Origin of the sequence: Paenibacillus kribbensis (assembly GCF_001705305.1) — a bacterium.
GTDB lineage: Bacteria > Bacillota > Bacilli > Paenibacillales > Paenibacillaceae > Paenibacillus > Paenibacillus kribbensis_B.
In genome coordinates this window covers 19735-41883 of the sequence record NZ_MCBP01000009.1, presented here as the reverse complement: position 1 = coordinate 41883, position 22149 = coordinate 19735, and the positions used below count along the sequence as shown (strand labels likewise).

Annotated in this window: 21 protein-coding genes; 2 read left to right on the top strand and 19 right to left on the bottom strand. The window is 45.6% G+C overall.

Annotation, left to right across the window (positions count from 1 at the left end):
• Positions 1-155 precede the first annotated feature (155 nt).
• Positions 156-995 (top strand): helix-turn-helix transcriptional regulator, encoded by an 840-nt coding sequence (locus BAZ21_RS16705; RefSeq protein WP_068503058.1) that lies wholly within the window; start codon positions 156-158, stop codon positions 993-995.
• A 207-nt stretch (positions 996-1202) separates the two neighbouring features.
• Here BAZ21_RS16705 and BAZ21_RS16700 read toward each other — a convergent pair whose 3' ends face one another.
• The 16 genes from BAZ21_RS16700 to BAZ21_RS16630 form a co-directional block, all read right to left on the bottom strand.
• The gene (locus BAZ21_RS16700; RefSeq protein ID WP_068503055.1) at positions 1203-2240 is read right to left on the bottom strand and encodes a threonine aldolase family protein; all 1038 of its coding nucleotides are present in this window, start codon (positions 2238-2240) and stop codon (positions 1203-1205) included.
• Positions 2227-2685 carry a MarR family winged helix-turn-helix transcriptional regulator gene (locus BAZ21_RS16695; protein WP_068503052.1) on the bottom strand — a complete coding sequence of 153 codons (459 nt, stop codon included), beginning with the start codon at positions 2683-2685 and terminating at the stop codon, positions 2227-2229. Before BAZ21_RS16695 ends, BAZ21_RS16700 begins: the two co-directional genes overlap by 14 nt.
• Positions 2686-2885: 200 nt before the next feature.
• Entirely contained in the window at positions 2886-3305 is a 420-nt protein-coding gene (gene arsC / locus BAZ21_RS16690) for an arsenate reductase (thioredoxin) (protein WP_068503049.1), read from the bottom strand.
• A gap of 25 nt (positions 3306-3330) precedes the next feature.
• The gene (locus BAZ21_RS16685) at positions 3331-4620 is read right to left on the bottom strand and encodes an arsenic transporter (protein WP_068503045.1); all 1290 of its coding nucleotides are present in this window, start codon (positions 4618-4620) and stop codon (positions 3331-3333) included.
• A gap of 85 nt (positions 4621-4705) precedes the next feature.
• Positions 4706-5056, bottom strand: coding sequence for an ArsR/SmtB family transcription factor (locus tag BAZ21_RS16680; protein ID WP_068503043.1), 351 nt, complete (start codon positions 5054-5056; stop codon positions 4706-4708).
• Positions 5057-5228: 172 nt separating this feature from the next.
• The gene (locus BAZ21_RS16675) at positions 5229-5690 is read right to left on the bottom strand and encodes a hypothetical protein (protein ID WP_068503040.1); all 462 of its coding nucleotides are present in this window, start codon (positions 5688-5690) and stop codon (positions 5229-5231) included.
• Positions 5683-7707, bottom strand: a complete 2025-nt coding sequence (locus BAZ21_RS16670; protein WP_068503038.1) for a S9 family peptidase — start codon at positions 7705-7707, stop codon at positions 5683-5685. The genes BAZ21_RS16675 and BAZ21_RS16670 overlap by 8 nt, the downstream gene beginning before the upstream one ends.
• Before the next feature lie 57 nt (positions 7708-7764).
• Positions 7765-8769 carry an ABC transporter ATP-binding protein gene (locus BAZ21_RS16665; protein WP_068503036.1) on the bottom strand — a complete coding sequence of 335 codons (1005 nt, stop codon included), beginning with the start codon at positions 8767-8769 and terminating at the stop codon, positions 7765-7767.
• Positions 8766-9743, bottom strand: coding sequence for an ABC transporter ATP-binding protein (locus tag BAZ21_RS16660; RefSeq protein ID WP_068503033.1), 978 nt, complete (start codon positions 9741-9743; stop codon positions 8766-8768). The genes BAZ21_RS16665 and BAZ21_RS16660 overlap by 4 nt, the downstream gene beginning before the upstream one ends.
• A 19-nt stretch (positions 9744-9762) precedes the next feature.
• Positions 9763-10692, bottom strand: coding sequence for an ABC transporter permease (locus tag BAZ21_RS16655; protein ID WP_068503030.1), 930 nt, complete (start codon positions 10690-10692; stop codon positions 9763-9765).
• Between the two features lie 17 nt (positions 10693-10709).
• A complete protein-coding gene (locus BAZ21_RS16650; protein WP_068503028.1) occupies positions 10710-11627 on the bottom strand; it encodes an ABC transporter permease in 918 nt (305 codons plus the stop codon).
• 84 nt (positions 11628-11711) lie between these two features.
• Positions 11712-13265, bottom strand: coding sequence for an ABC transporter substrate-binding protein (locus BAZ21_RS16645; protein ID WP_068503025.1), 1554 nt, complete (start codon positions 13263-13265; stop codon positions 11712-11714).
• A 65-nt stretch (positions 13266-13330) separates the two neighbouring features.
• Positions 13331-14530: a M20 metallopeptidase family protein gene (locus tag BAZ21_RS16640; protein WP_068503021.1), complete on the bottom strand. Its 1200-nt coding sequence runs from the start codon at positions 14528-14530 to the stop codon at positions 13331-13333.
• 44 nt (positions 14531-14574) lie between these two features.
• Positions 14575-15300: a FadR/GntR family transcriptional regulator gene (locus BAZ21_RS16635; protein ID WP_068503017.1), complete on the bottom strand. Its 726-nt coding sequence runs from the start codon at positions 15298-15300 to the stop codon at positions 14575-14577.
• Positions 15301-15473: 173 nt separating this feature from the next.
• Positions 15474-15644: a hypothetical protein gene (locus BAZ21_RS29050; protein ID WP_007432293.1), complete on the bottom strand. Its 171-nt coding sequence runs from the start codon at positions 15642-15644 to the stop codon at positions 15474-15476.
• Between the two features lie 19 nt (positions 15645-15663).
• Positions 15664-15858 carry a small acid-soluble spore protein H gene (locus BAZ21_RS16630; protein ID WP_007432294.1) on the bottom strand — a complete coding sequence of 65 codons (195 nt, stop codon included), beginning with the start codon at positions 15856-15858 and terminating at the stop codon, positions 15664-15666.
• A gap of 234 nt (positions 15859-16092) precedes the next feature.
• On the opposite strand from BAZ21_RS16630, the gene BAZ21_RS16625 reads away from it, so the two are divergent.
• Positions 16093-17271, top strand: a complete 1179-nt coding sequence (locus BAZ21_RS16625; RefSeq protein ID WP_068503014.1) for a macrolide family glycosyltransferase — start codon at positions 16093-16095, stop codon at positions 17269-17271.
• 153 nt (positions 17272-17424) lie between these two features.
• Here the strand turns inward: BAZ21_RS16625 and BAZ21_RS16620 are convergent, their stop codons facing one another.
• The 3 genes from BAZ21_RS16620 to licT all read right to left on the bottom strand — a co-directional run bounded on the left by BAZ21_RS16620 (position 17425) and on the right by licT (position 21850).
• Complete coding sequence (locus BAZ21_RS16620; protein WP_084011728.1) at positions 17425-18834, bottom strand: glycoside hydrolase family 1 protein; 1410 nt, start codon at positions 18832-18834, stop codon at positions 17425-17427.
• A gap of 41 nt (positions 18835-18875) precedes the next feature.
• Positions 18876-20789 (bottom strand): beta-glucoside-specific PTS transporter subunit IIABC, encoded by a 1914-nt coding sequence (locus BAZ21_RS16615; RefSeq protein WP_068503011.1) that lies wholly within the window; start codon positions 20787-20789, stop codon positions 18876-18878.
• A 209-nt stretch (positions 20790-20998) separates the two neighbouring features.
• Entirely contained in the window at positions 20999-21850 is an 852-nt protein-coding gene (gene licT, locus BAZ21_RS16610; RefSeq protein ID WP_068503008.1) for a BglG family transcription antiterminator LicT, read from the bottom strand.
• Positions 21851-22149 lie beyond the last annotated feature (299 nt).

The following is a 22149-nucleotide window of genomic DNA, read 5'->3' as shown; positions in this document are numbered from 1 at the left end:
CCGAATCCCCGATCTTCTTGCTATAACAAACGGTGCTCACAGTGCTACAAATAGCTTGGCTCATCAATCTTTTCTGCTTTTACGGTTGGCAGGTGTCATATATACTGTAGATATATGAATGCGCTTACTTATCTAATTTGCAAAGGAAGAAGCACATGAATAAAATGAACAACGACAAATATGTCATTGGAGAACAGCAATTCTCCATTCATCACATCTACCGTACCGGATTCACCGTTATGCCACGACCTCATGTCCACGAAAGCTACGAGCTGTACTATTTGCTGCGGGGCGAACGCATTTATTTTATGAACGGTAAGGTATACATCGCCCGCAAGGGTGATCTGATATTTATCGCCCCTCATGAATTGCACTCTACCGCCAGTTCGCAATTGGAGGAAACGGAGCGCATTTTGATTCATTTCTCACCGACATTTCTCCCACAACAGGATCGGGACATTCTTGGCCTACCACCGTATCAGCAATCTGCACTGCTGCGCCTACCGGTTAGAGAGCAGATCGAAGTTGAACGTTTGTTCCTGCAAATGAATACCGAATGCAGAAATCAGCAGCCCCTGCACGATCGTTGTGTACAGCATTTACTGCTGGAATTGCTCATTCTGGTGCATAGATCAGAAGCGGTCGAACGTAGTGAGCCTGTTTCCTCTCATCCGATGCATCAGAAAATGACGGAAATTTCCTCTTTTATTCAGAACCATTACCATGAACCGTTAACCCTTGAGCAGATAGCTGCCTGCTATTTTATTAGTCCAGCTTACCTGAGCCGCATCTTCCCAAAATTGACGGGCTTTCATTTCAGCGAATACATCCGCGTGGTGAGGGTCAGGGCGGCCCAAACGAGACTGCGAACCACTAAAGACAAAATCCAGCATATTGCAGAGGATGTCGGATTCGGCCATGCTTCCCACTTTAATAAAATCTTCAAAAAGATCACCGGACTCTCCCCTCTTCAGTACCGCAAGCAGGTTCGCTAGATACTCAGTGTAAAGGATCATGAGGAAATTTTATACATCTTATCTTGTCTTTTCTATCCATTTTTATATCCGCTTGCTCTTTCATGGAACTGAAGACAAGCCGCATTGGATCAAGTGCAACGGCAGCACAAAAAGCTCATACTTCGCTGCAGCTATGCAATGAAGTACGAGCTTGCGGATTTACTCCCCTATCATCTTATGTTTCCTTTACTGCAATGCTTGGATATCCTGAATCAGCATTTCAACATTTTCTTTCTTCGTAGCCCAACTGGTACAAAATCGAACAGCACTATGTGTAGCATCGGCTTTTTCCCAAAAGGAAAAAGTATATTTTTCGCTCAATGCTTTTAAAGTACGATCTGGCAAAATCGGGAACTGCTGATTGGTTGTAGAATGATATAGGAAGCTAATTCCTTGTTTTGTTAACGCAGTTTGAAGCAGCATGGCCATATCTATGGCGTGCTTGGAAATGTCAAAGTATAAACCATCTTCAAATAAAGTTTCAAACTGAATGCCCAACATGCGTCCCTTCGCCAGCAGCCCTCCTTTTTGCTTGATCATGTATCGAAAATCCTTTTTCAAAGCATCATTTACAATGACCACAGCTTCACCCATCAAGGCTCCAATTTTGGTCCCGCCGATATAAAATACATCGCATAGCTTCGCTATATCTGCTAAAGATAAATCGCTGTCGTCTGCAACCAGGCCATACCCTAAGCGAGCGCCGTCTATAAACAAGGGTAAGCCGCAGTCCCGGCAGACTTGGCTTAACGCTTCCAGCTCGGATTTAGTATAGATCGTTCCATTTTCGGTAGGCTGAGAGATATAAACCATACCGGGCTGGACGCTATGCTCAGGAGCGGCATCATTCCAGTGAGCGTCATACAGCTCCTTTACCTGTTCAGCCCGAATTTTCCCATCATCACTTGGCAAAGTAAGTACTTTATGCCCAGTAGCTTCAATCGCTCCGGTCTCATGTACAGCAATATGTCCAGAAACTGCAGCAACGGCACCTTGATGCGGACGCAAAATAGAAGAGATCACCGTTGTATTCGTCTGTGTACCTCCAACTAAAAAGTGTACATCTGCGTTTTCGGAGTTACATGCCTTTTTAATATAAGCTCTGGCTTTTTCACAGTGCTCATCCACACCATAGCCGCCAGTTTGTTCGTCATTCGTCTCCAATAGTCGCTTTAATATACGCTCGTGGGCACCTTCGGTATAATCGCACTCAAATCGAATCATGTTGTATTCTCTCCAATTTCTCCAGTTTGTTCTGAATGAACACCATAGAAGTATGTAATTCTTTAATTTCTTCCTCTGATAGACCTTGAACTAATTTTATGATTTGCTCGTCGGACCTTTCATCCAGTTGGCGATAGAACGTTTTTCCTTTAGGCGTTAAACGAATCAGATTTGTTCTATTATCCACCGAAGAATTTTCCTTAACAAGAAAGCCCTCTTTGCAAAGTTTAGCTATGATTCTACTCATATAGCTGCGGTCAATTTTAAGAGAATCGACTAATGTATTGGCTATGCAGGGCTCGATCATACCGATCTCTATAATGACACGTGCCTCGGTAAAGGAATGTCCGCTATCCAGCACATGTCGATCCAACAAACCGAGTATGTTGGTATAAAATCGATTGAAACGTCTCATATCTGCGATGAATTCAGCATCTATATTCATTTTACCCCCCCTATTTAGTGGACTTTTACAACAATTATAGTAATAATTTTTGTGGACTGTGTCAACGAAATAACGTGATTTAATGTTCAATTAGCCATAAAATAAAATAAAAACAGTCCCGATCAAAAATTCTTATCAGGACTGTGCTTTTTTCTATTTTTAAAAAAACAAGCCGGGATCGCCCCCGGCTGAACGTTCTATTATTCTCCGGTTTCCGCAAAATGCTTAATCCGTTCTCCCACCTGATCACGAACTCGCTGGAAAACGGCCCATTTCTCTTCTTCTGTTCCTTGTGCTTTGGCCGGATCATCAAATCCCCAATGCTCACGACGAACTTGTGGAGGTGTGACGGGACATTTATCAGCCGCATCCCCGCACAAGGTCACAACCAAATCGGCACTGTTCAGCAAGACCGGATCAATGATATCCGAAGTTTGACCTGAAATATCGATCCCTGCTTCATTCATCGCCTGCACCGCTTTAGGATTAAGGCCGTGGGCTTCAATGCCTGCACTGTACACGTTCCAACCGTCTCCCAAGTATTTCTTGGCCCAGCCCTCTGCCATTTGACTCCGGCAGGAATTACCGGTGCACAAAAAGTAAATTGTCTTTTTCCCCATGATAAACGTCTCCTTCAATGTTTAATTATGAAATGACCAGCCACAGATACAGGCCTAACAGTGTAATAAAAAGTGCAGGAATCGTTAAAATAATGCCTGTTTTAAAATAAGCTCCCCAAGAAATTTTCACGCCTTTAGAGCCAAGCACATGCAGCCATAATAATGTCGCCAATGAACCAATCGGGGTTATTTTCGGCCCCAAATCCGATCCAATCACATTGGCATAAATCAGCGCCTCTTTGATCATGCCGGTGGTATGGGTGGCATCAATGGCAAGTGCATTAATCATGACCGTAGGCATGTTATTCATCACCGACGAGAGGACTGCCGCGATAAAGCCCATACCCACGGTGGCCACAAACATGCCTTGAGCAGCAGTCGCTTGAATCACATGAGCCAGCAGATCCGTCAAACCTGCATTACGCAGGCCATACACCACAACATACATCCCGATGGAGAAAAATACGATGGCCCATGGAGCGCCTTTAAGGACATCTTTTATCGGTACCGCAGGGCTTCTTCTCGCCATCAGCAAGAAAAATATAGAAATCACGCCAGCTACCACCGAAACAGGAATATTAAAAAATTCGGACACAAAGTATCCAACCAGCAGAACCGCGAGAACAAACCAGGACATGCGGAACATTTTTGGGTCTTTAATCGCTTCTGCAGGCGTTATTAACTGTGAAGCATCAAATGTTCTCGGAATCCTTTTGCGGAAAAAGACATACAGTACCACGATACTAGCCGCTAAGGAAAATAAATTAGGCACAATCATGCGACTCGCATATTCCATAAACGTGATTCCAAAGAAATCGGCTGATACAATGTTCACGAGGTTGCTGACTACAAGCGGAAGCGACGTCGTGTCGGCAATAAATCCGCTTGCTATGATGAAAGGGAAAATCATTTTCTCATCCAATTTCAGTGCCCGAACCATCGCGAGTACAATCGGTGTCAGGATTAAGGCCGCGCCATCATTGGCAAAAAAAGCAGCCACAACGGCACCCAGTATGGTCACATAAACAAACATCCGGGTTCCGCTTCCCCGCGCAGCCCGTGCCATGTGAAGTGCTGCCCATTCGAAGAAACCGATTTTATCGAGCACCAGCGAAATCAGAATAATGGCCACAAAAGTCAAAGTCGCATTCCAGACAATCCGAGTAACTTCCCAAACATCATGCAAATCGACGACACCCACTAGCAGAGCAAGTATTGCTCCTCCGCAAGCCGACCAGCCAATAGACAGATTTTTAGGCTGCCAGATCACCAACACTAAAGTGGCCAAGAATATAATGCATGCCAACAAAACCAATGTTCAAAACCTCCATTACCTTATAAGCATATACTTATATTAAAAAACAACATTTACCCCTGCAGGGAGATAAACAGAACAACCTCTAGGAGGAGTAGGCTGGGGAATCCGGTCCACAGGATGCTGTGGGTTCCTCTTTATTCAGCCATTTTAAAATATGCTTGGAATCCGGCATACACTCAAGCACAGCTTGAATATGCGGCTTGTCATCTACGTTTAAGGAATAGTGTACCCATTGTCCTCGTCTGTCTTCTTTTACAATCCCTTGCGACTTTAATTTTCTTAAATGCTGGCTGATGCCTGGCTGCGACATATCGAAGATGTCCACGAATTCGCAAACACACCATTCTCTTTCTTTTAACAGGGTGAGCATGGCCAGCCGCGTTTTATCCCCCAATAGCTTTAAGTGATCGGCTACATAATCAAGTTGTTGCATTGTGTAACCCCCTTAACGATATAACTATATGCTTATATACTAATTCAGTTCATTTTTAAAAGCAACAAAGAAGATTTCTTACAATTCGCAAATTAATAACGTTCGTTGAGCATAGTAAAATTGATCTAAACCATGAAAAAGCAAGACCCGCCAAAGGGTCTTGCTATCTTTTTCAATCGTCTTCATTTCGATATAAAAGCTTAATACTTACGGTCCTCCGCACGTTGCCTGCTTCATTATCCTCCTTAATCACCTGCCACTGTCTGCCGATAAGCCCCTGCAAGGTATCGATTTCATCAGGATCGAGATGCAGATTCTTTAATGTGATTCCATCCTGCTCATAATCGCGATCTATAGCTCGATCAAAACGAAAATAAAGCAGCCTTTTCAATCCATTGATGTGTAAAAACTTAAATTCATAACCACGGTGGAGCGCTTCTTCCCACTCGTCCCCTATATCTTCTGCCGTTTGACAACGTTCTTCAAAGTCCATTGTTCTTTCTTTAACCTTATCGACTAAAGGAGAAAAATCCCGCTTCTTTATACACTCAATGATGACGTCTGTCGGCTCACCACTTGAACGTAAGTTCTCGATCAGCAAGGCAACGGGTATCGACAATTGTACTTTACTCATCGGAGTCAGCCCCTTTGCTCAAGTAGGACTTAAACCAGGCAATCACTTGTTCAAAGTTATCTACACGAAGGGACGGTTTGCCGCTTTTCAGCAAAGAATGATTGGACCCGGGATAGCGAATGAGGCGTGTTGTTTTACCAAGCCGCTTCAAGGCTGTATATAACTCATCCCCTTGTCCAACAGGGCAGCGCAAGTCTTCCTCGCCGTGTAAAATCAGCAGCGGAGTTTCGATGTTATTTACATGCGCCAGTGGGGATTTGGACCAGAGCAGCTCAGGATCTTCCCACGGATTGGCCCCAACAATTCCCTCTGTATAGGAAATCCCGATATCGCTCAAGCCATAGAAGGATAGCCAATTAGAGATGCAGCGCTGCGTAACGGCGGCGCGGAATCGGTTGGTATGAGAGATGATCCAGTTGGTCATCAAGCCTCCATAGCTGCCTCCAGCTACGCCGAGCCGGGTTGCATCTATAAAATCAAACTGATTCAGCGCAAAGTCCAGGGCATCCAGCACATCGCGATAATCTCCTCCTCCAAAATCCCCCCGACAGGCTTGGGCACAATCCTGTCCATAACCGAAGCTGCCACGTGGATTGGTCATCAGCACGGCATACCCTTGTGCAAGGAGCGTCTGCATCTCATGGCTATACGTGCTGGTATACATCGCATGGGGGCCACCGTGAATCTGTAAAATCATTGGAACCTGTTCTTTAGGGCCGAGTCCAGCCGGTTTGAACATCCACCCCTGTACCTTGAAGCCATCCGAAGCCTCAAACCAAAATGTCTCCGGCACACTCACCTGCAAGGATGCCAGGTAATCATCGTTATGGAACGTGAGCCGTTTTTCTTCGCCTGTGTCCAGATTCATTTGATACAGCTCTCCAGGCCCATTCACATCAAGTGCTGCAAAAACCAGGTAGCGGCCATCAGCAGACAACGTGTACTGATAGACATCTCTATCGCTTCCCGCAGTCACTGCCTGGACACTGCCGTCCGCAGCGAACCGGTATACATGGACAGCTCCCTGTAACGTCCCGAGCACATACATTTCTTGCTTTAACCTCGCAGGAGCATATACCGGAGATGGAGACGGACCAAAGGATTTCATATCACTTAGGGCAAAGTTACCGATTTGCATACCCAACTCAGGAAACAATAGCTGCGGGGCTCCCCCCGCTACAGGCACAGTATACAGGCGATTCTGGCTACCGCTGCCATAGATGCGATCACTGGCGATCAGCGTCAATGATTTGCCATCCGGTGCATACGAAAATTGGCTGATCGCCAAGCTGGAATCCGTAACCTTCTCCAGATTACTGCCGTCGCAATCAACCGTATAAACATCCGCGTATGAAAGAAGATCTGCATCCAGCTTGTCGTCTTCTACACGCTTGGATAAAAATGAAATCCGTTTGCTATCCATGGACCATACCGGATAAGCAGCATTCCAAGGTCCCGAGGTTATTGGAGTTACCCGGCCGTCTTCAAGCTCCAATACAAATAAATGACTAAACAGACCGTTCCACCAGCCCGATCCTTCTGCTTTGGGAGTGGTACGATCCACGATACGTCCCCGCTCACCGGATTGCTTGCTATATTCCTCAAGCTCCATGGCTTCCCGCTCGGCGTTGATACTAACCATACTTGTGAATACAATATACTTCCCGTCCGGCGACCAGACGAATGCACCCACTCCACGCTTCACTTCCGTCAGCCGCTGCCCCTCTCCACCTTCAGCCGGAATCGTCCATAGCTGCTTGCTTCCATTAGCCACACGTAAAAAAGCAAGCTGCGATCCGTCAGGTGACCAGGCAGGAGCCGAATCCTTGTTGCCATGGGTCAACGGCTTGTCTTCGTTTCCATGAAGCGATACGACACGGATGTGCATCTGGTAGTCATTCTTTGAACGATCTATGCTTTTGTTGACGTAGGCAATCGTTCCATCAGGGCTTATTGCCGGATCACTGATCCACTGATATCCGTACAAATCCTCCGGTACAATTGAGCGTTTATTCAAGAGTAGCCCTCCCTTTTCCGTTAAATCACACTGTCGAACACACTGCCAAAGTTGTATCTATTCGTGAGCCATCTGCTGATGCAGAGGAAAATGACAGGCTGCAATATGCCCTGGCGTATGCTCTTCGAGCAGCGGGCTCTGCCCGCGGCATTTCTCTTGTGCGTATGGGCAACGAGTGTGAAAAGTACAGCCCGAAGGCGGATTGGCAGGATTCGGGATTTCACCTGTCAATGTGATTCGCTCCTTGCGCAGCCTTGGATCAGGGACGGGTACTGCATCAAGCAGTGCTTTGGTGTACGGATGCTGTGGCCGCGCAAACAACTCATCACGATCTGCAAGCTCCACAATTTTGCCCAAGTACATCACCGCGATGCGATCGCTGATATGCTTGACAGAGGGCAGACCGTGAGCGATAAAAATGTAAGTGAGCTCGAACTGCTGCTGGAGCTCTTTTAACAAATTCAAAATCTGAGCCTGAATCGACACATCCAGCGCTGACACAGGCTCATCGCAAACGATGAGCTTCGGCTTCATGGCAAGTGCCCTGGCTATGCCGATCCGTTGCCGCTGTCCGCCACTGAATTCATGGGGATGCCGATCTGCCAGGTGAGCGCCTAGTCCTACCGTCTGCAGCAGCCGGAAAACTTCGGCTTTCAGTTCCTTGCCCTTAGCAAGCCCATGTACTTGCAACGGTTCAGCGACGATATCAAAGATCTTCATTCTTGGGTTCAAAGAAGAGTATGGATCTTGAAATACAAATTGCAAATCTCGTCTAACTTTGCGGACCTCTTCGTCCGTTAAATCAGACAGGCTTTGCCCTTGAAAACGGATTTCGCCTGCCGTAGGCTCCAGCAGTTGTGTAATCATTTGTCCCGTCGTTGATTTACCGCAACCCGATTCCCCTACAATACCCAAGGTTTCGCCAGGCATAACCTTAAAGCTCAAATCATCAACCGCCCGCACATAATTGTTTTTTTTGGAGAACCAGCCCTTTTTCATTGGATAATATTTTTTGAGTCCATTCACCTCAAGAAGCGGTGTTCCCTGTACTGCCTCACTCATACCGACACCTCCTCCATCCGCAAACATCTGACATAGTGTCCTTGGTCCTTGGCCTGTATTTTAGGATGAACCTGGGTGCACTGTTCCTGGGCATAAGGGCAGCGAGGATGAAATGGACATCCACTCGGCATCTGCATCATATTAGGAACGGTGCCGGGAATGGAATCCAGCCATTCTCTCTGCTCTGTAAGCTTGGGGAGTGATCCTAGCAGCCCGATCGTATAGGGGTGACCCGGCTTTTCGAACAAATCAAACACGTTTGCTTCCTCGACTACTTCACCGGCGTACATCACAACCACCCGATCGGCCATTTCCGCGACCACACCTAAATCATGGGTGATCAGAATGATACCTGTGTTCTCTTCCTTGCTTAGCTTGTGGATCAAATTCAATATTTGAGCCTGAATCGTAACGTCCAGTGCCGTCGTCGGTTCATCGGCAATCAGCAGTTTCGGACGGCAGGCCAAGGCCATTGCGATCATCACCCGCTGACGCATACCACCGGACAACTGATGCGGGAAATAACCTACAACCTTCGAGGCACCAGGTATGCCTACCCTCTCCAGCATCTCAATACTTTTCACCCGCGCCTCAGCTTTACTCAACTTTTGATGCTGCCGAATCACCTCACTGATCTGGTTGCCAATCGTAAATACCGGATTCAGCGAGTTCATCGGCTCCTGAAAAATCATGGATATCTCGTTTCCTCGATATTTACGCATTTCTCCCTTGGACAATTGGAGTAAATCCCGACCTTCCAGCAAAATCTCCCCGCCCACAACTTTTCCCGGCGCAGCAACTAAGCCCATAATAGACAAGGAGGTTACACTTTTACCGGAACCGGACTCTCCAACAATCGCTAATGTTTCGCCCGGGCTCACAGTGAAGCTGACACCGTTGACCGAGGGAACGATTCCATCCTCTGTTTTAAAGTAGGTTTTCAAATGGTTCACTTCAAGCAGTTTTGTGGACATCTTTTCCGCCCCCCTTCTGTTATTCTTTCGCCTTCATGTGGGGATCTAACACGTCGCGAAGCCAGTCACCGAGGAAAATGACGCCCAGGACCGTGATGGTAATCGCCAGACCGGGAAACGTTGCCACCCACCAGCTTGTAGCTACATATTGTCTGCCATCGCTCAGCATACCGCCCCAGGACACGGCCGGTGGCGTGATCCCCAATCCGAGAAAACTAAGCGAAGCTTCCATAATAATCGTTGTCGCCACATTCATGCCGGAAATCACAATGAACGAAGACAAGACATTGGGTAAAATGTGCTTCAACAGAATCCTGCTATTTTTGGAGCCAATCGCCTTGGCTGCCTTGACGAAGTCCCGTTCCTTGATACTCAATACCTCGCCCCGGACCACCCTTGTATAAGCAACCCAATTCGTAACGCCAATAACAAAAATAAGTGTAGTCATGCCAGGCCCTACCACGGCCAAGACGACCAGCATCAGCAGAATGGCCGGAATGGCCAAAAATGCATCGGCAACTCTCATAATAACGGCATCCACCCATTTGCCATAAAACCCGGCAAGAAGTCCGAGGATCGCGCCAATAGTACCTGAGACCAGGACTGCACCGACACCGACGATAAGCGAAACTCTGGCCCCGTACACGATACGGCTCCACATATCCCGCCCCAGATTATCTGTACCAAGCCAATGCTCTGACGCTCCACCATCCAGCCACATGGGTGGTTTCAGTCGGTTAAGCGGGTCAATATCCGCAGGATTGTGAGTGGCCAGAAGAGGTGCAAATAGAGCTGTTAGGCTAACGAGCAGTATCAGTACCGCACCGACCGTTCCGGTTTTACTTCGTAACAGTTGCTTCCACACGCGCCCAATAGCTGACAGTCGAAGGAATTGCTTGGGGTCGTCTGGCTCCGAGTCAAGGGCTTGTATATGATTGATGCCTGCCACATCTTCTCCTCCTCTCTCTAGTTGTATTTAATTCTGGGATCAAGCAGTCGGTAAACGACATCCGTTAAAATATTGCTGATGACGACAATCAAGGCGATCACAAATACAGCGGCCTGAACAATGGCCATATCGTGTGTATTCACTGCAACAACAAGCAACTGCCCCAAGCCCGGCCATGCAAATACCGTCTCGGTAATCAGCGTTCCGCCGATCAAGCTTGTAAATTGCAAGCTCATGATCGTGACAACCGGAATTAATCCATTGCGAAAAGCGTGTTTTCCGATAACTACGATCTCAAAAATCCCTTTACTTCGTGCTGTCCGTATATAGTCCTGATTCAAAATGTCCAGCATACTGGAGCGAATGAGTCGGGTCATTTGTGCAGAAAGACCGACACCCAGTGTAAAGGCCGGAAGTATTAAATGCTCCATCCCGCCCCGGCCAGACACGGGAAGCATCCCCAACATGACGGAGAATAACAAAATGAGCATAATCCCCATCCAAAAGTTAGGCATGGCCTTCCCGACGACAGACAAACTGGAGATGATTAAATCCATAAAGGTATTCCGCTTAACTGCTGAGAGTACACCCAATGGCACTGCGATGATGACCGCAAAAATCATGGCGGCTACTGCCAATTCAAAACTGGCTGGCAGCCGTTCCAGCACTAAGGGCAAAGCCGATTCACCATAGCGAAACGAGGTGCCAAAATCGCCCTGTAAGGCACTGCCAATAAATTTAATGTATTGCGCATATAATGGCTGATCCAGCCCAAGCGCTTGTGTCAATACTGCACGATCCTCGGCTGTAGCGGTCTCTGGTAGCATGAGAGCTACAGGGTCCCCGGTTACCCTCACCAGGATGAATACAATCAGAGAGACAATCAGCAGTACAGGAATCATCTGCAGCAGCGATTTGGCGATATAAGTTTTCAATCCGTCACCTCCGTAACCAGCAGGCTTTTTTTAAAAGGACGGGCAGGAACCTGCATTGAGGTCCCCGCCCGTTCACTTCTCGTTTTATTTTGCAGGTGTAATATCCTCTGCATAGAACATTTCATCGCTTCTCGGCTGGAAATTCACGCCGTTGCCAGTGCCATAAATCCCTTCCATTTGGAACAGATAGACGGCCGGACGATCTTCAGCCAAAATCTGTTGCACTTGCTGATACTCTTTTTCACGCGAGGCTGTATCCAGATTTGTCAGAGCATGCTGCAGCAGCTTCTCTACCTTCGGATTGTTATAATCCGTTTCGCCTTTAGCCTCTTCCAGCAGGTAACGATTATAGTTATTGGAAGCATCGAACAGGGAATTACCAATGCCGATCATAAACATTTCCTTGAAGGATTTGGAACTGTAACGCTCACTGAAAGCACTTGGCTCCAGCACGTCCAGCTTTATTTTGAAGCCCTCTTTATTTAACATGGCGGCTACAACCTCAGCATACTCCTTGTATATTGAGGATACCGACAAGGTTAATTCCGGGCCTGCGCTGGCATAACCGGCTTGCTTGAGCAGTTCCTTGGATTTAGCCGGATCATATAAGGTCTTCTCATACAGGGAAGGATCGGCACCAAAGTTGCCCGGCGTAACGGAAGTGCGAGTTACGATCCCGGCACCGCCTGCGATGCTGTCCACGATCCCCTTTTTATCGATTGCGAGGTCGATGGCCTCTCTCACCTTAGGGTTAGCTGTAGCACTTCCCTGACTTTGGCGCAAAATCAATTGCAGCACTCGCTGAATCGGTGCCTTGACGATTTTTTTGCCGTCTTCACCTTGAATACGTGCTACATCGGTAGACGGAATGCCCGAAGCAATGTCAATGGAACCCGCGAGCAGTTCAGATACACGCGTAGAGGCTTCCGGGATGGAGCGAAAAACAACCTGATCCCATTTCGGCTGACCTTCATAATACTTATCGTTTTTAACGAGTACCACCCGGTCATCCTTAATCCATTGACTAAATTTATAAGGGCCTGTACCGATTGGATTTTTAAGGAATGCCTCTATCCCATTTTTCTCAATGTACTTGGAGGGTAATATCCCTGCACCCATTTTGGATAAACGATTCAGCAGCAACGGGTCCGGTCCATCCGTTATGATGTCTGCTGTATGTTCATCCACCACTTTCACTTCTTTAATATTTTTAAAGTAGGAATTTTGTTTGAGCGTGTTATCCTTTGCCACTCTTTCTATCGTGTACTTCACATCTTCCGCCGTGAATGGATCACCATTATGGAAGGTAACCCCTTCGCGCAAGTGAAACCGCCAGGTCGTATCGTTTACTTTTTCCCAGGAAGTAGCGAGTCCAGGTACTTTCTTCTGCTGACTATCATTTTTCAGCAAGTAGTCAAATACGTTAACCAGAACGGCTTCACTCGCCGTATTGTTATTGTTATGTGGATCAAAGCTCTCAATATCCGTAGCATTCGCGATCGTCAGCACTTTACTGTCAGTCGATGTCGATGCTGCACTGTCCTTGCTGCCGCCTGTGGATGGAGCACCGCAGCCTGCCAGAATAATCGCTGCAATCAGTAATGTGATCCCGCCTGTAAACCACTTGTGTCTGTTCATTTTGTCCACTCCAGTCCATTAACGTTGTATTTTGCCACACAGCTGCTTCTCTAGCGTCTCAAACTTTATTTCTTCTTCAAAAAATTCAGCGCTATGGCCGACATCATGGCTACCCCATAAGGCAGTACCGATTCATCCAAATCAAACTTGGGATGGTGCAATGGGTAGCTGGTTTCCTCATCTCCTCTCCCGGACCCCAGCCGGAAGAACACGCCGGGAACCTGCTCACAATAAAAAGCAAAATCCTCCCCGCCTGTTGACGGTTTGATGTAACTCCACTCCTTGGAGCTAAACAATAGCTCACTCGTTTCCGTCATCAGGTCGACCATATCCGGGTCGTTCTGCACAACCGGGTAGCCAAGCTGATAATTCAATTCATATCCGGCCCCAAACGACTCACACACCCCACGGACCACCTGCTCGATCAGTTCAGGCATTCGACTGCGGAGCTCCGCAGATAGAGTTCGAACGGTGCCGATCATTTCTACTTCCGGTGCAATGGCAGCCCCCATGTAGCCGCCACTAATTTTGCCAATGGTAATGACAATGGGCTCAAGCGGGTCAACCAGACGGCTGGGTATATTTTGCAGGGCAGAAATAACCTGCGCAGATACAGCAATCGCATCTATCCCCTCATGCGGACGGGCGGCATGACCCCCTTTGCCTAAAATTTTAATTGTTAAGCCATCTGCTGATGCAAAAGCTACCCCTTTGCTGACCCCAAATGTTCCTGTCCTCAGACCCGGGAACATATGTAACCCTGCCATGGCATCTACTTTGGGATTGTCCAGCACACCGTCATCAATCATAGCCTTGGCCCCGGCCAAACCTTCTTCTGCCGGTTGAAAGACAAATTTGATATTGCCTCGTTCCGGTCTCTCCAAAGTAGCCAGTAACTGTGCGGTTCCCATCAGTATCGCAGTATGGGCATCATGTCCGCATAAATGTGCCTTTCCCGGAATCTGCGAACGATAGGGAGCTGTTTTTTCATCCTGAATCGGTAAAGCATCCATATCTGCCCTGAGACCGATGGTAGGCCCCGGGCTTTTTCCACGTAACAGACCCACAACCCCGGTTTTACCTACCTGTGTTGTTACCTCCAACCCCAGGCTTTGTAAGTGCTCAGCTACAATACCGGACGTGCGAATCTCTTCATATCCCGTTTCAGGATGGCGATGAAAATCCCTTCGCCATGTGATCAATTGCTCTTGAAGCGGTCTTGATAAAGCCAAAAGCTCATGTATGCTTGTGCATTCACCCTTCATGCTTTCACCGTCCCCGCAAATTTTTTTGTTCTGTAAGACACCATCTAGCCTTTTGCAACCAATCTTGCATAAATGGCATCTGCGGAATGCCCGATATGGTGTCTCATTACTTCCCGCGACTTTTCAGCATCCCGTGCCCGAAGTGCACTCAGGATTTCTGTATGGACGTCGTAGTTCACCGTCCGAATCTGGTTATCATAGGGCATGAGATCTAGCGCCGGGTTAATTTGGGTCCTAATCTGCCTGACAGCGGCTTCACAAAGTGGGTTGCCCGATGCCTTGGCAATGGCTAAATGAAACTTGACGTCCAGGGCACGAAACCATTCTCGGGTACAATCCGCTTCAATACTCTGATCCAGATAATGCTGAAGCAAGTCCAGTTCATCCGCAGTGATCCGTGCAGCCGCTAAAAAAGCAGCCTCAGGCTCCACAATCATCCGATATTCAAAGACCTTCAGCATATGCTCCCAATCTTGTGCGATTTCTGCCCGGGTACGTTTATGAGAATTTGCTGTCACCGGAAGAACAAAGGTCCCTCCCTTGGCACCTACTCTCTTTTCAATGAGCCCCTTGGACTCCAATTGAGATAGTGCCTCACGAACTGTAATTCTGCTGGCATTAAATATCTCTGCGAGTTCCCGCTCTGTTGGCAGCTGCTCCTCGCTAAGCAACTCTTTTAGAATAATAGCCTCTTCCAACTGCTCTCTAATAAAATCACTCACTTTTTTAGCTGATACTTTCTCAAAGCGCAGAGGAGATGGGATTAACATACGAACACTCCGATCCATAAATCTTTAAGGTCTAAACCTTATACCTTTAAAAGAAACAAAAAAATATAAATCTGTTGTTATCATAATACCTAGTAAACCTATATGCAATACTTTTTTTCTGATATTATATAAAAAGCACGCAGCAGGATATCCTGTGCGTGCTTGGTCATTCTCTATTTTTCCTCCAATTCATCCGGTACATCGTATTTATTGATATGTGAGGTCATCGCTGCAACTGCTTCGCTGGCATCCGTCGTGGCCGGTACTTCTCTGACCACATCATCAGTCTGGTCACGAAAATTCAAACGGTCAGCCTCGACCACTTTCTGTTGATTGGGTTTCATTCTTCATATCGCTCCTTTCTTATTCCAGGGTCTGATCCCGTTCTGTTAATGTGTACAAAGGTACTTCCCGCTCCTCCTCCGGATGGTTCAGCGCATAGATGCGTGCCGTCTCACGCTGTTCGTTCACATGCTGAATGTAAATGGGTTGCCCCTCACACAGCACATTCGCCATTATGGGAGAGGACGCTATTTCTTGTGCTCTTTGAACATTCATTTTAGAAAAACCCCCCTTGCTGAGTAGAGTTCGTCCTTACTATGCACGAAGTAAATATTTGTTATACAAATTTCTTACCAACATGGCCTTGAAATTCTCTCAAATTAACTTGTAGTACTTAATATACGCTTACAGAAAGGATATCATTTGAAAATATAAATATTATTGTTATTATGGATAGAGAGATTCAGTGAGAACTGCGATCTTCGATGAAGCGAAAAGGAGTGATGATGAATGCTACACATATTAATGGTTAACTTTCCGGCAGAAGGGCATGTGAATCCTACGCTCGGGATTACGCAAGCCTTTGCAGCACGTGGGGATCAGGTACATTACATTACAACTGAGAAATACAAGGACAGACTCGAAGCAGTTGGAGCAACGGTTCACCTGCATCCCGACCTGATCAGAACGGCTTCCATTGATACCAGTACTCCGGCTGGGTTGAACGCATTTATGAATATTCATATCCAGACTTCGATGGACATATTAGCAATCACCAAGCAGCTGTCCAAAAGCATTGATTTTGACTTTGTGTTCTATGATAGATTCGGAGCTGGTGAGTTAGTTAGAGATTATTTGAATATTCCCGGTATTGCATCATCGCCATCCTTTTTAATTTCAAAGAATCGAATGGCTAGCAATCTCTTTCGCTCTGACGCAAAAGTACCGTTTCAGCTTGATGAACAGGCTGCGACTTCACTGAATCTCATGAAAGAAAGATTCGGTGTTGCTCCCGAGAGTATGGTTCAATTTATGAACAATACAGGGGCACTGAATATTGTATACACCAGCCGATATTTCCAACCCGACGCTGACCGTCTTGGTGAGGAAAACCTTTTTATTGGTCCCAGCTTCCCTGAGCGCAAAGGGGAACATTCTTTTCCTTTGGATGTATTACAAAATAACAAGGTTCTATATATTTCGATGGGAACGGTTCTGGACCATACTGAGGACTTTTTTAACACCTGTATTGAAGCTTTTGCCGATTTTGAAGGCATCGTCGTGATTGCAGCCGGCGAGAAAGCTGACTTTACGAAAATCAATCCGGCCCCTGAGCACTTTATCATTTCGCCCTATGTTCCTCAATTGGAGGTATTGCGTCATGCAGATGTGTTTATTACTCATGGTGGAATGAACAGCGTGAATGAAGGGATTCATTTCAATGTTCCCTTGGTCGTATTGCCTCAGGACAAGGATCAGCCGCTGGTCGCGCAGCGGTTAACGGAGCTTCAAGCTGGCTATCGAATAACCAAAGACCAAATCAATGTAGAATCGTTAAGAGAAGCCGTACGTGAAGTGTTGTCGAACGCAGCATATAAAGAGGGTGTACAAAAAATAAATGATAGCTTCCAGCAATCTGGAGGTACAGAGGAAGCCCTCGCAAAAATTGATGCTTATCTTCAAGTTTAGGGTGGAATAAAACAATTGGCTTTCATTTCTACTTCCCGTGGATAGCTCACACTTGTTGCCAAAGCAAAAACACCTTCAAGGCTTATCCTCATTTCTTACGACATGGGGCATTCTCTTGAAGGTGTTTTAATTTGTCTCACGCTATGGTGAGATCTATAATTCAGCGCCATTAGTGGCAATCACATTTGCATACCAATGGTAACTCTTCTTTTTTATACGGGCGAGGTCCATCAGATCTGAATTTGAACGGTTAATATAAACCAATCCATACCTTTTGCCCATACCGTCATGACCACTGATCAGATCCATAAATGACCACAAACAATAGCCAATCACCGGATATCCCATATCGATGCATTCTTTCAACTGCTTCAGATGATCCGACAGATAACGTATTCGATATTCATCGTCGATTTGCTTATCCTCGGTCAATTCGTCCAGTGCTCCAAGTCCATTTTCGGTAATTAGAACGGGGAGATTATACCGATTAAAGATTTCCATAATGACCATTTTCAAGCCAGGTGCGCAAATTTCCCATCCCCATTCCGATACAGGAATATGCGGGTTGCTTACTATTTTATAAATACCGGCTTCTTCTTGTTTAATTACTCCTTTACCTCTATGCTTGATTTCAGTTTCACTGCTATGTTCGATTGTTTTAGCCATATAATAATTCACACCAATAAAATCAGGCGGATGGGTACGCATTTCCTCCAGATCAGCTTCCTCTATTTGCGGAAAGATGCCTCGATCAAGCAGGTATTTCTTGTATATAGGCGAGAAAATCCCTTTGCAATGCATATCCAGCAAGTAGTAACTTGCAATTTCATTATAGTCGATGGCTGCCTGCACATCCTCAGGCTTCATTGAAGCCGGAATCCCGATCATTGGGTTCATCGCTGGTCCTATTTTTCCGTTCTCCACCATCTCATGACAGAGCTTGATCGCTTTAGCTGTGGCAACACACATATGATACGAAGCTTGCGTAGCAATTTTATCGATTTCCTTATCGGTCATCTCCCTCTTAATGCCTAATCGTTCCGGGAGATGAATAACATGATCCTGCTCGTTAATCGTTAACCAATACTTTACTCTATCTCCAAAATGCTTGAACAGCACCGACGCATAATGAACATAGTCCTCAATACTTTGTCTCGACAACCAGCCTTGATATTGGTCTACCAATCCTTGAGGATAATCAAAATGATAAATGGTTACCACGGGCTCAATTTTGTATTTTAAAAGCAAATTGATTACTTTGTCATAAAACTCTATTCCCGCCATATTGATTTCACCATTGCCTTCAGGCAGGATTCTTGACCAGGACATCGAGAAACGATAGGCTCTCAGCCCCGCCTCATGCATAAGTTTAATGTCCTCTTCAAATCGATGATAATGGTCAACAGCTACTTTATAATCCGCCAGCTTTTCGTTTCTAAGTAACATATCAATAACTGAACGGCCTCGTCCGTGCTCGTCGTAGGCTCCCTCGGCTTGGAATGCCGAAGACGAGCCTCCAAAAAGAAAATCTTTAGGAAAAAGTGGTTCCGGGATCATTTTCATAGTAATCTCTCCGATCTTGATAGTCTGCATACTGAATTTAATTACTTCATAATAGCCAGTAATGGTTTCTGTGTTGATGCTTGAGAGTCAGGCTGTTCTAGCACAATAACATCGGTATAATCCATGCTGTTCGTAACAATGATTGGGGTAACTGTAGGATAACCAGCCTTACGAATCTCTTCCAGGTTAAACTCCATTAGCAGATCTCCTGCCTTTATTTTCTGGCCCTCATCCACAAATACATCAAAATGCTGTCCCTGCAGTTTAACGGTATCTATGCCAATATGAATCAAGATTTCAACACCTTGCAGCGACTTCATTGCAATGACATGTTTTGTTCGGAATACAGTCTCTATTGTTCCGTCGAAAGGAGCATATATCTTGCCTTCGGAAGGCTCAATTCCCACTCCTTTTCCCATGGCTCCCTGTGAGAAGGCTTGGTCAGGTACATCTTTTAAGGGAACAATAGTACCATTAATCGGACTTGTCATGGATAGATTGGATTCTGGAATTTCAATCGCTGTACGCTCCGGTTCCCATTTTTTATCTGGAGTGACCGTAGCACTGGATGCCTCCTTTGTATCCCCTCCTGGCACATCCTCAAAGCCAAAGATATAGGTAAGAACAATAGTCGAAACAACGGTGATCAGTGTCCCAATAATCAGATAAATAAACTCAGGCCCTATAAATACCGGGAGTGCAGTAATGCCAGGAAGCACAAATCCGTATGACTTCACATGAAAAATGGTTAAAAAAGCTCCACCCATACCGGAACCAATCAAAGCTGCAATAAATGGCTTTTTCAGCTTCAGGTTCACCCCGTACATTGCTGGTTCCGTAATCCCCAGTAATGCAGAGAATGACGTGGATGCAGCAATGGCTTTAAAAGATTTGTTTTTTGTTTTCAGAAATACAGCAAATGCTGCGGCCATCTGTCCCATATTGCTCACAAAGAAAATCGGGAGCAGATAGTCAAAACCAATCGTAGCCAAGTTCGAAATAGCGATTGGCATTAAGCCATAATGCATCCCAACCATGACAAGCAATGGTCGGGTTCCGCCTAACAGCATCCCTGCCAGAAAGCCCACATGCTCAAATAACCAACTCACACCATTCGCCAGGCTAACCCCCAAATAGGAGCCCATAGGTCCGATTACGATCAGTTCAATCGGAATCATAATAAGCAACGCTAATGTTGGAGTGAAAATTGACTTAACCACAGTAGGCATAAACCGGTCGATCAACCGATATACATACGACAAAATCCAGACAGACAGGATAATCGGAATAACAGTTGAACTGTAATTCACCAAACCAACAGGCATGCCCATAAAGGATATAGGTTCAACTACTTTCCCAGCTGCTATGGATTTGGCTGCGTCCATAATCGTAGGATACATAAGCCCGCCTGCAAGTCCCAATGCCATAAACTCACTTGTTTTAAATTTGCGCGCAGCTGATACAGCCAGAAAGAATGGCAAAAAGTAAAATACACTGTCGGCAACCAGGGCCAGGATACGCATAGAATCGCTTCCCGATTCTGCCCATTTCAAAGCTGTGATCAATCCTAATAGTCCCTTCAGTATCCCTGCCCCTGCAATGGCCGGAATAACCGGAGTAAAAATACCAGCAATCGTCTCCATCAAACGACTTACTATGTTTTGCTTCTTTTTGCTACTATTGGATTCCGTACCGGGATGATTTGGAGAAATATCGGCGAGCTTGATCAGCTCGTTATAGACTTTACCGACATTATTTCCAATCACAATTTGAAATTGTCCGCTTTGTTCCTGTACTGTAATAACTCCATCCAGTTTTTCAATGCTCTCTTTTTCAGCCCGGTTGTCATCTTTCAAATTGAACCGAAGACGAGTGTAACAATGCACAACATGATCGACGTTATTAGCGCCGCCAACCAATTGTAGAATTTTGGATGCCAATTGTTCATTATTCATATAAATCCCTCCTGCACATTAGGTTAAGATGATATATGTCAAATCCTACTGGAGATTGCCCGTCAGCTGTCCGTAAGCACATCACCGAGAGAATTGGTTAAAAAAAAAAGACCTAAATGACTCTTATCATGCACGGCATTTGCCAAAATAGCATGTAAGAAGTCATTTAGGTCATGCCTGATCGAATCAGTAACAATCCTAAACTTCTGTTATTCTTCTTCGAATACGAGTCGAGAGGTCAGACGGTGTATGTGAACGGTTAAGTACAGCAGTTCGTCCAAGCTACAACTCCAACCATAACTAGTATCCAAATATTGTTTTATCTTTAACGAGCATTTGTAAGCCCGCGGATACTTGTCTTTAACTATATCATGCAAAAATACATCCTCTGAGTGTGCAATTTCACCTTTGCTCTGCCTTTGAATGAAATAGCGCAAATGAGTCACAAATCGTGTGAAATTTAACGAGCTATCATCTAATTCCACCTGATAGTGATACTTCACAATGTCAAGTATTTTGCTAATAATACCCGCCAATTCCATGCCCTCGTGCTCGGGTCCATCGTCAAGCTGACCATTCACAAAATGAAGGGCAAGAAATGCCACTTCACCTTCAGGAAACTCAACCCCAGCACCTTTTTGCACCAGGTCTATAGCTCGCTTAGCAGCATCAAATTCCAATGGGTACACTTGCTTAATTTCCCACAGAAGTGGGTTTTTTATTTCTATGCCCTCCCTTGCTCTTTTCAAAGCAAAACTGATGTGATCCGACAAAGCGATCAGCGTACTCTCATTTAATGCCCTTTTCAACATGGGCTGTACAAAGTTGATCATCTCATCGGCAAGAGCAATGTCTTCTGAAGGAATTTCATTAAAGAGAGAAATAAGCTTATCTGTATTCTCAGGAATATCCAGTACAAAAGTTTTTTCGATCCGTTTGCCGTCTATTACATCCCCAGGATACTTCTGAAATCCGATCGCCTTTCCCATGACAATCATCTCTTTAAAGTTTTGATTCTCAACCAAAGCAACATTGTTATTAAACACCTTCTTGATGCGCATGGAAACTCCTCTTTCTAAAGAAGTTAACAAAAAAAGACCTAACTCCCCCTTTTTTGAAAAAACAAAATCAAACAAAAGGAGATTTAGGTCATGCCTGATCGAATCAGTAACAATCCTATAGCTGAACGATAACATAATAATTAAAGCGTTGTCAATTGTGAATTTGTTTTTATCTATACATTTCCTCTTGAAGGGTAAATAAACGTGTATATCATTGTTTACATAATATACTACTTCACAAACATCTGTGCTTCATTACTCACACTTAAAGATAAAAGACACTATGCGCTACATGATAA

Excerpts from the sequence above, each read along its gene's own strand:
- BAZ21_RS16675 (WP_068503040.1), bottom strand. The coding sequence starts at position 5,690 with ATGAGTAAAGTACAATTGTCGATACCCGTTGCCTTGCTGATCGAGAAC.
- BAZ21_RS16705 (WP_068503058.1), top strand. The coding sequence starts at position 156 with ATGAATAAAATGAACAACGACAAATATGTCATTGGAGAACAGCAATTC.
- BAZ21_RS16680 (WP_068503043.1), bottom strand. The coding sequence starts at position 5,056 with ATGCAACAACTTGATTATGTAGCCGATCACTTAAAGCTATTGGGGGAT.
- BAZ21_RS16660 (WP_068503033.1), bottom strand. The coding sequence starts at position 9,743 with ATGTCCACAAAACTGCTTGAAGTGAACCATTTGAAAACCTACTTTAAA.
- BAZ21_RS16615 (WP_068503011.1), bottom strand. The coding sequence starts at position 20,789 with ATGAATAATGAACAATTGGCATCCAAAATTCTACAATTGGTTGGCGGC.
- BAZ21_RS16630 (WP_007432294.1), bottom strand. The coding sequence starts at position 15,858 with ATGAATGTTCAAAGAGCACAAGAAATAGCGTCCTCTCCCATAATGGCG.
- BAZ21_RS16665 (WP_068503036.1), bottom strand. The coding sequence starts at position 8,769 with ATGAGTGAGGCAGTACAGGGAACACCGCTTCTTGAGGTGAATGGACTC.
- BAZ21_RS16620 (WP_084011728.1), bottom strand. The coding sequence starts at position 18,834 with ATGAAAATGATCCCGGAACCACTTTTTCCTAAAGATTTTCTTTTTGGA.
- BAZ21_RS29050 (WP_007432293.1), bottom strand. The coding sequence starts at position 15,644 with ATGAAACCCAATCAACAGAAAGTGGTCGAGGCTGACCGTTTGAATTTT.
- BAZ21_RS16635 (WP_068503017.1), bottom strand. The coding sequence starts at position 15,300 with ATGTTAATCCCATCTCCTCTGCGCTTTGAGAAAGTATCAGCTAAAAAA.
- arsC (WP_068503049.1), bottom strand. The coding sequence starts at position 3,305 with ATGGGGAAAAAGACAATTTACTTTTTGTGCACCGGTAATTCCTGCCGG.
- licT (WP_068503008.1), bottom strand. The coding sequence starts at position 21,850 with ATGCGCATCAAGAAGGTGTTTAATAACAATGTTGCTTTGGTTGAGAAT.
- BAZ21_RS16700 (WP_068503055.1), bottom strand. The coding sequence starts at position 2,240 with ATGATTCGATTTGAGTGCGATTATACCGAAGGTGCCCACGAGCGTATA.
- BAZ21_RS16645 (WP_068503025.1), bottom strand. The coding sequence starts at position 13,265 with ATGAACAGACACAAGTGGTTTACAGGCGGGATCACATTACTGATTGCA.
- BAZ21_RS16695 (WP_068503052.1), bottom strand. The coding sequence starts at position 2,685 with ATGAATATAGATGCTGAATTCATCGCAGATATGAGACGTTTCAATCGA.
- BAZ21_RS16625 (WP_068503014.1), top strand. The coding sequence starts at position 16,093 with ATGCTACACATATTAATGGTTAACTTTCCGGCAGAAGGGCATGTGAAT.
- BAZ21_RS16640 (WP_068503021.1), bottom strand. The coding sequence starts at position 14,530 with ATGAAGGGTGAATGCACAAGCATACATGAGCTTTTGGCTTTATCAAGA.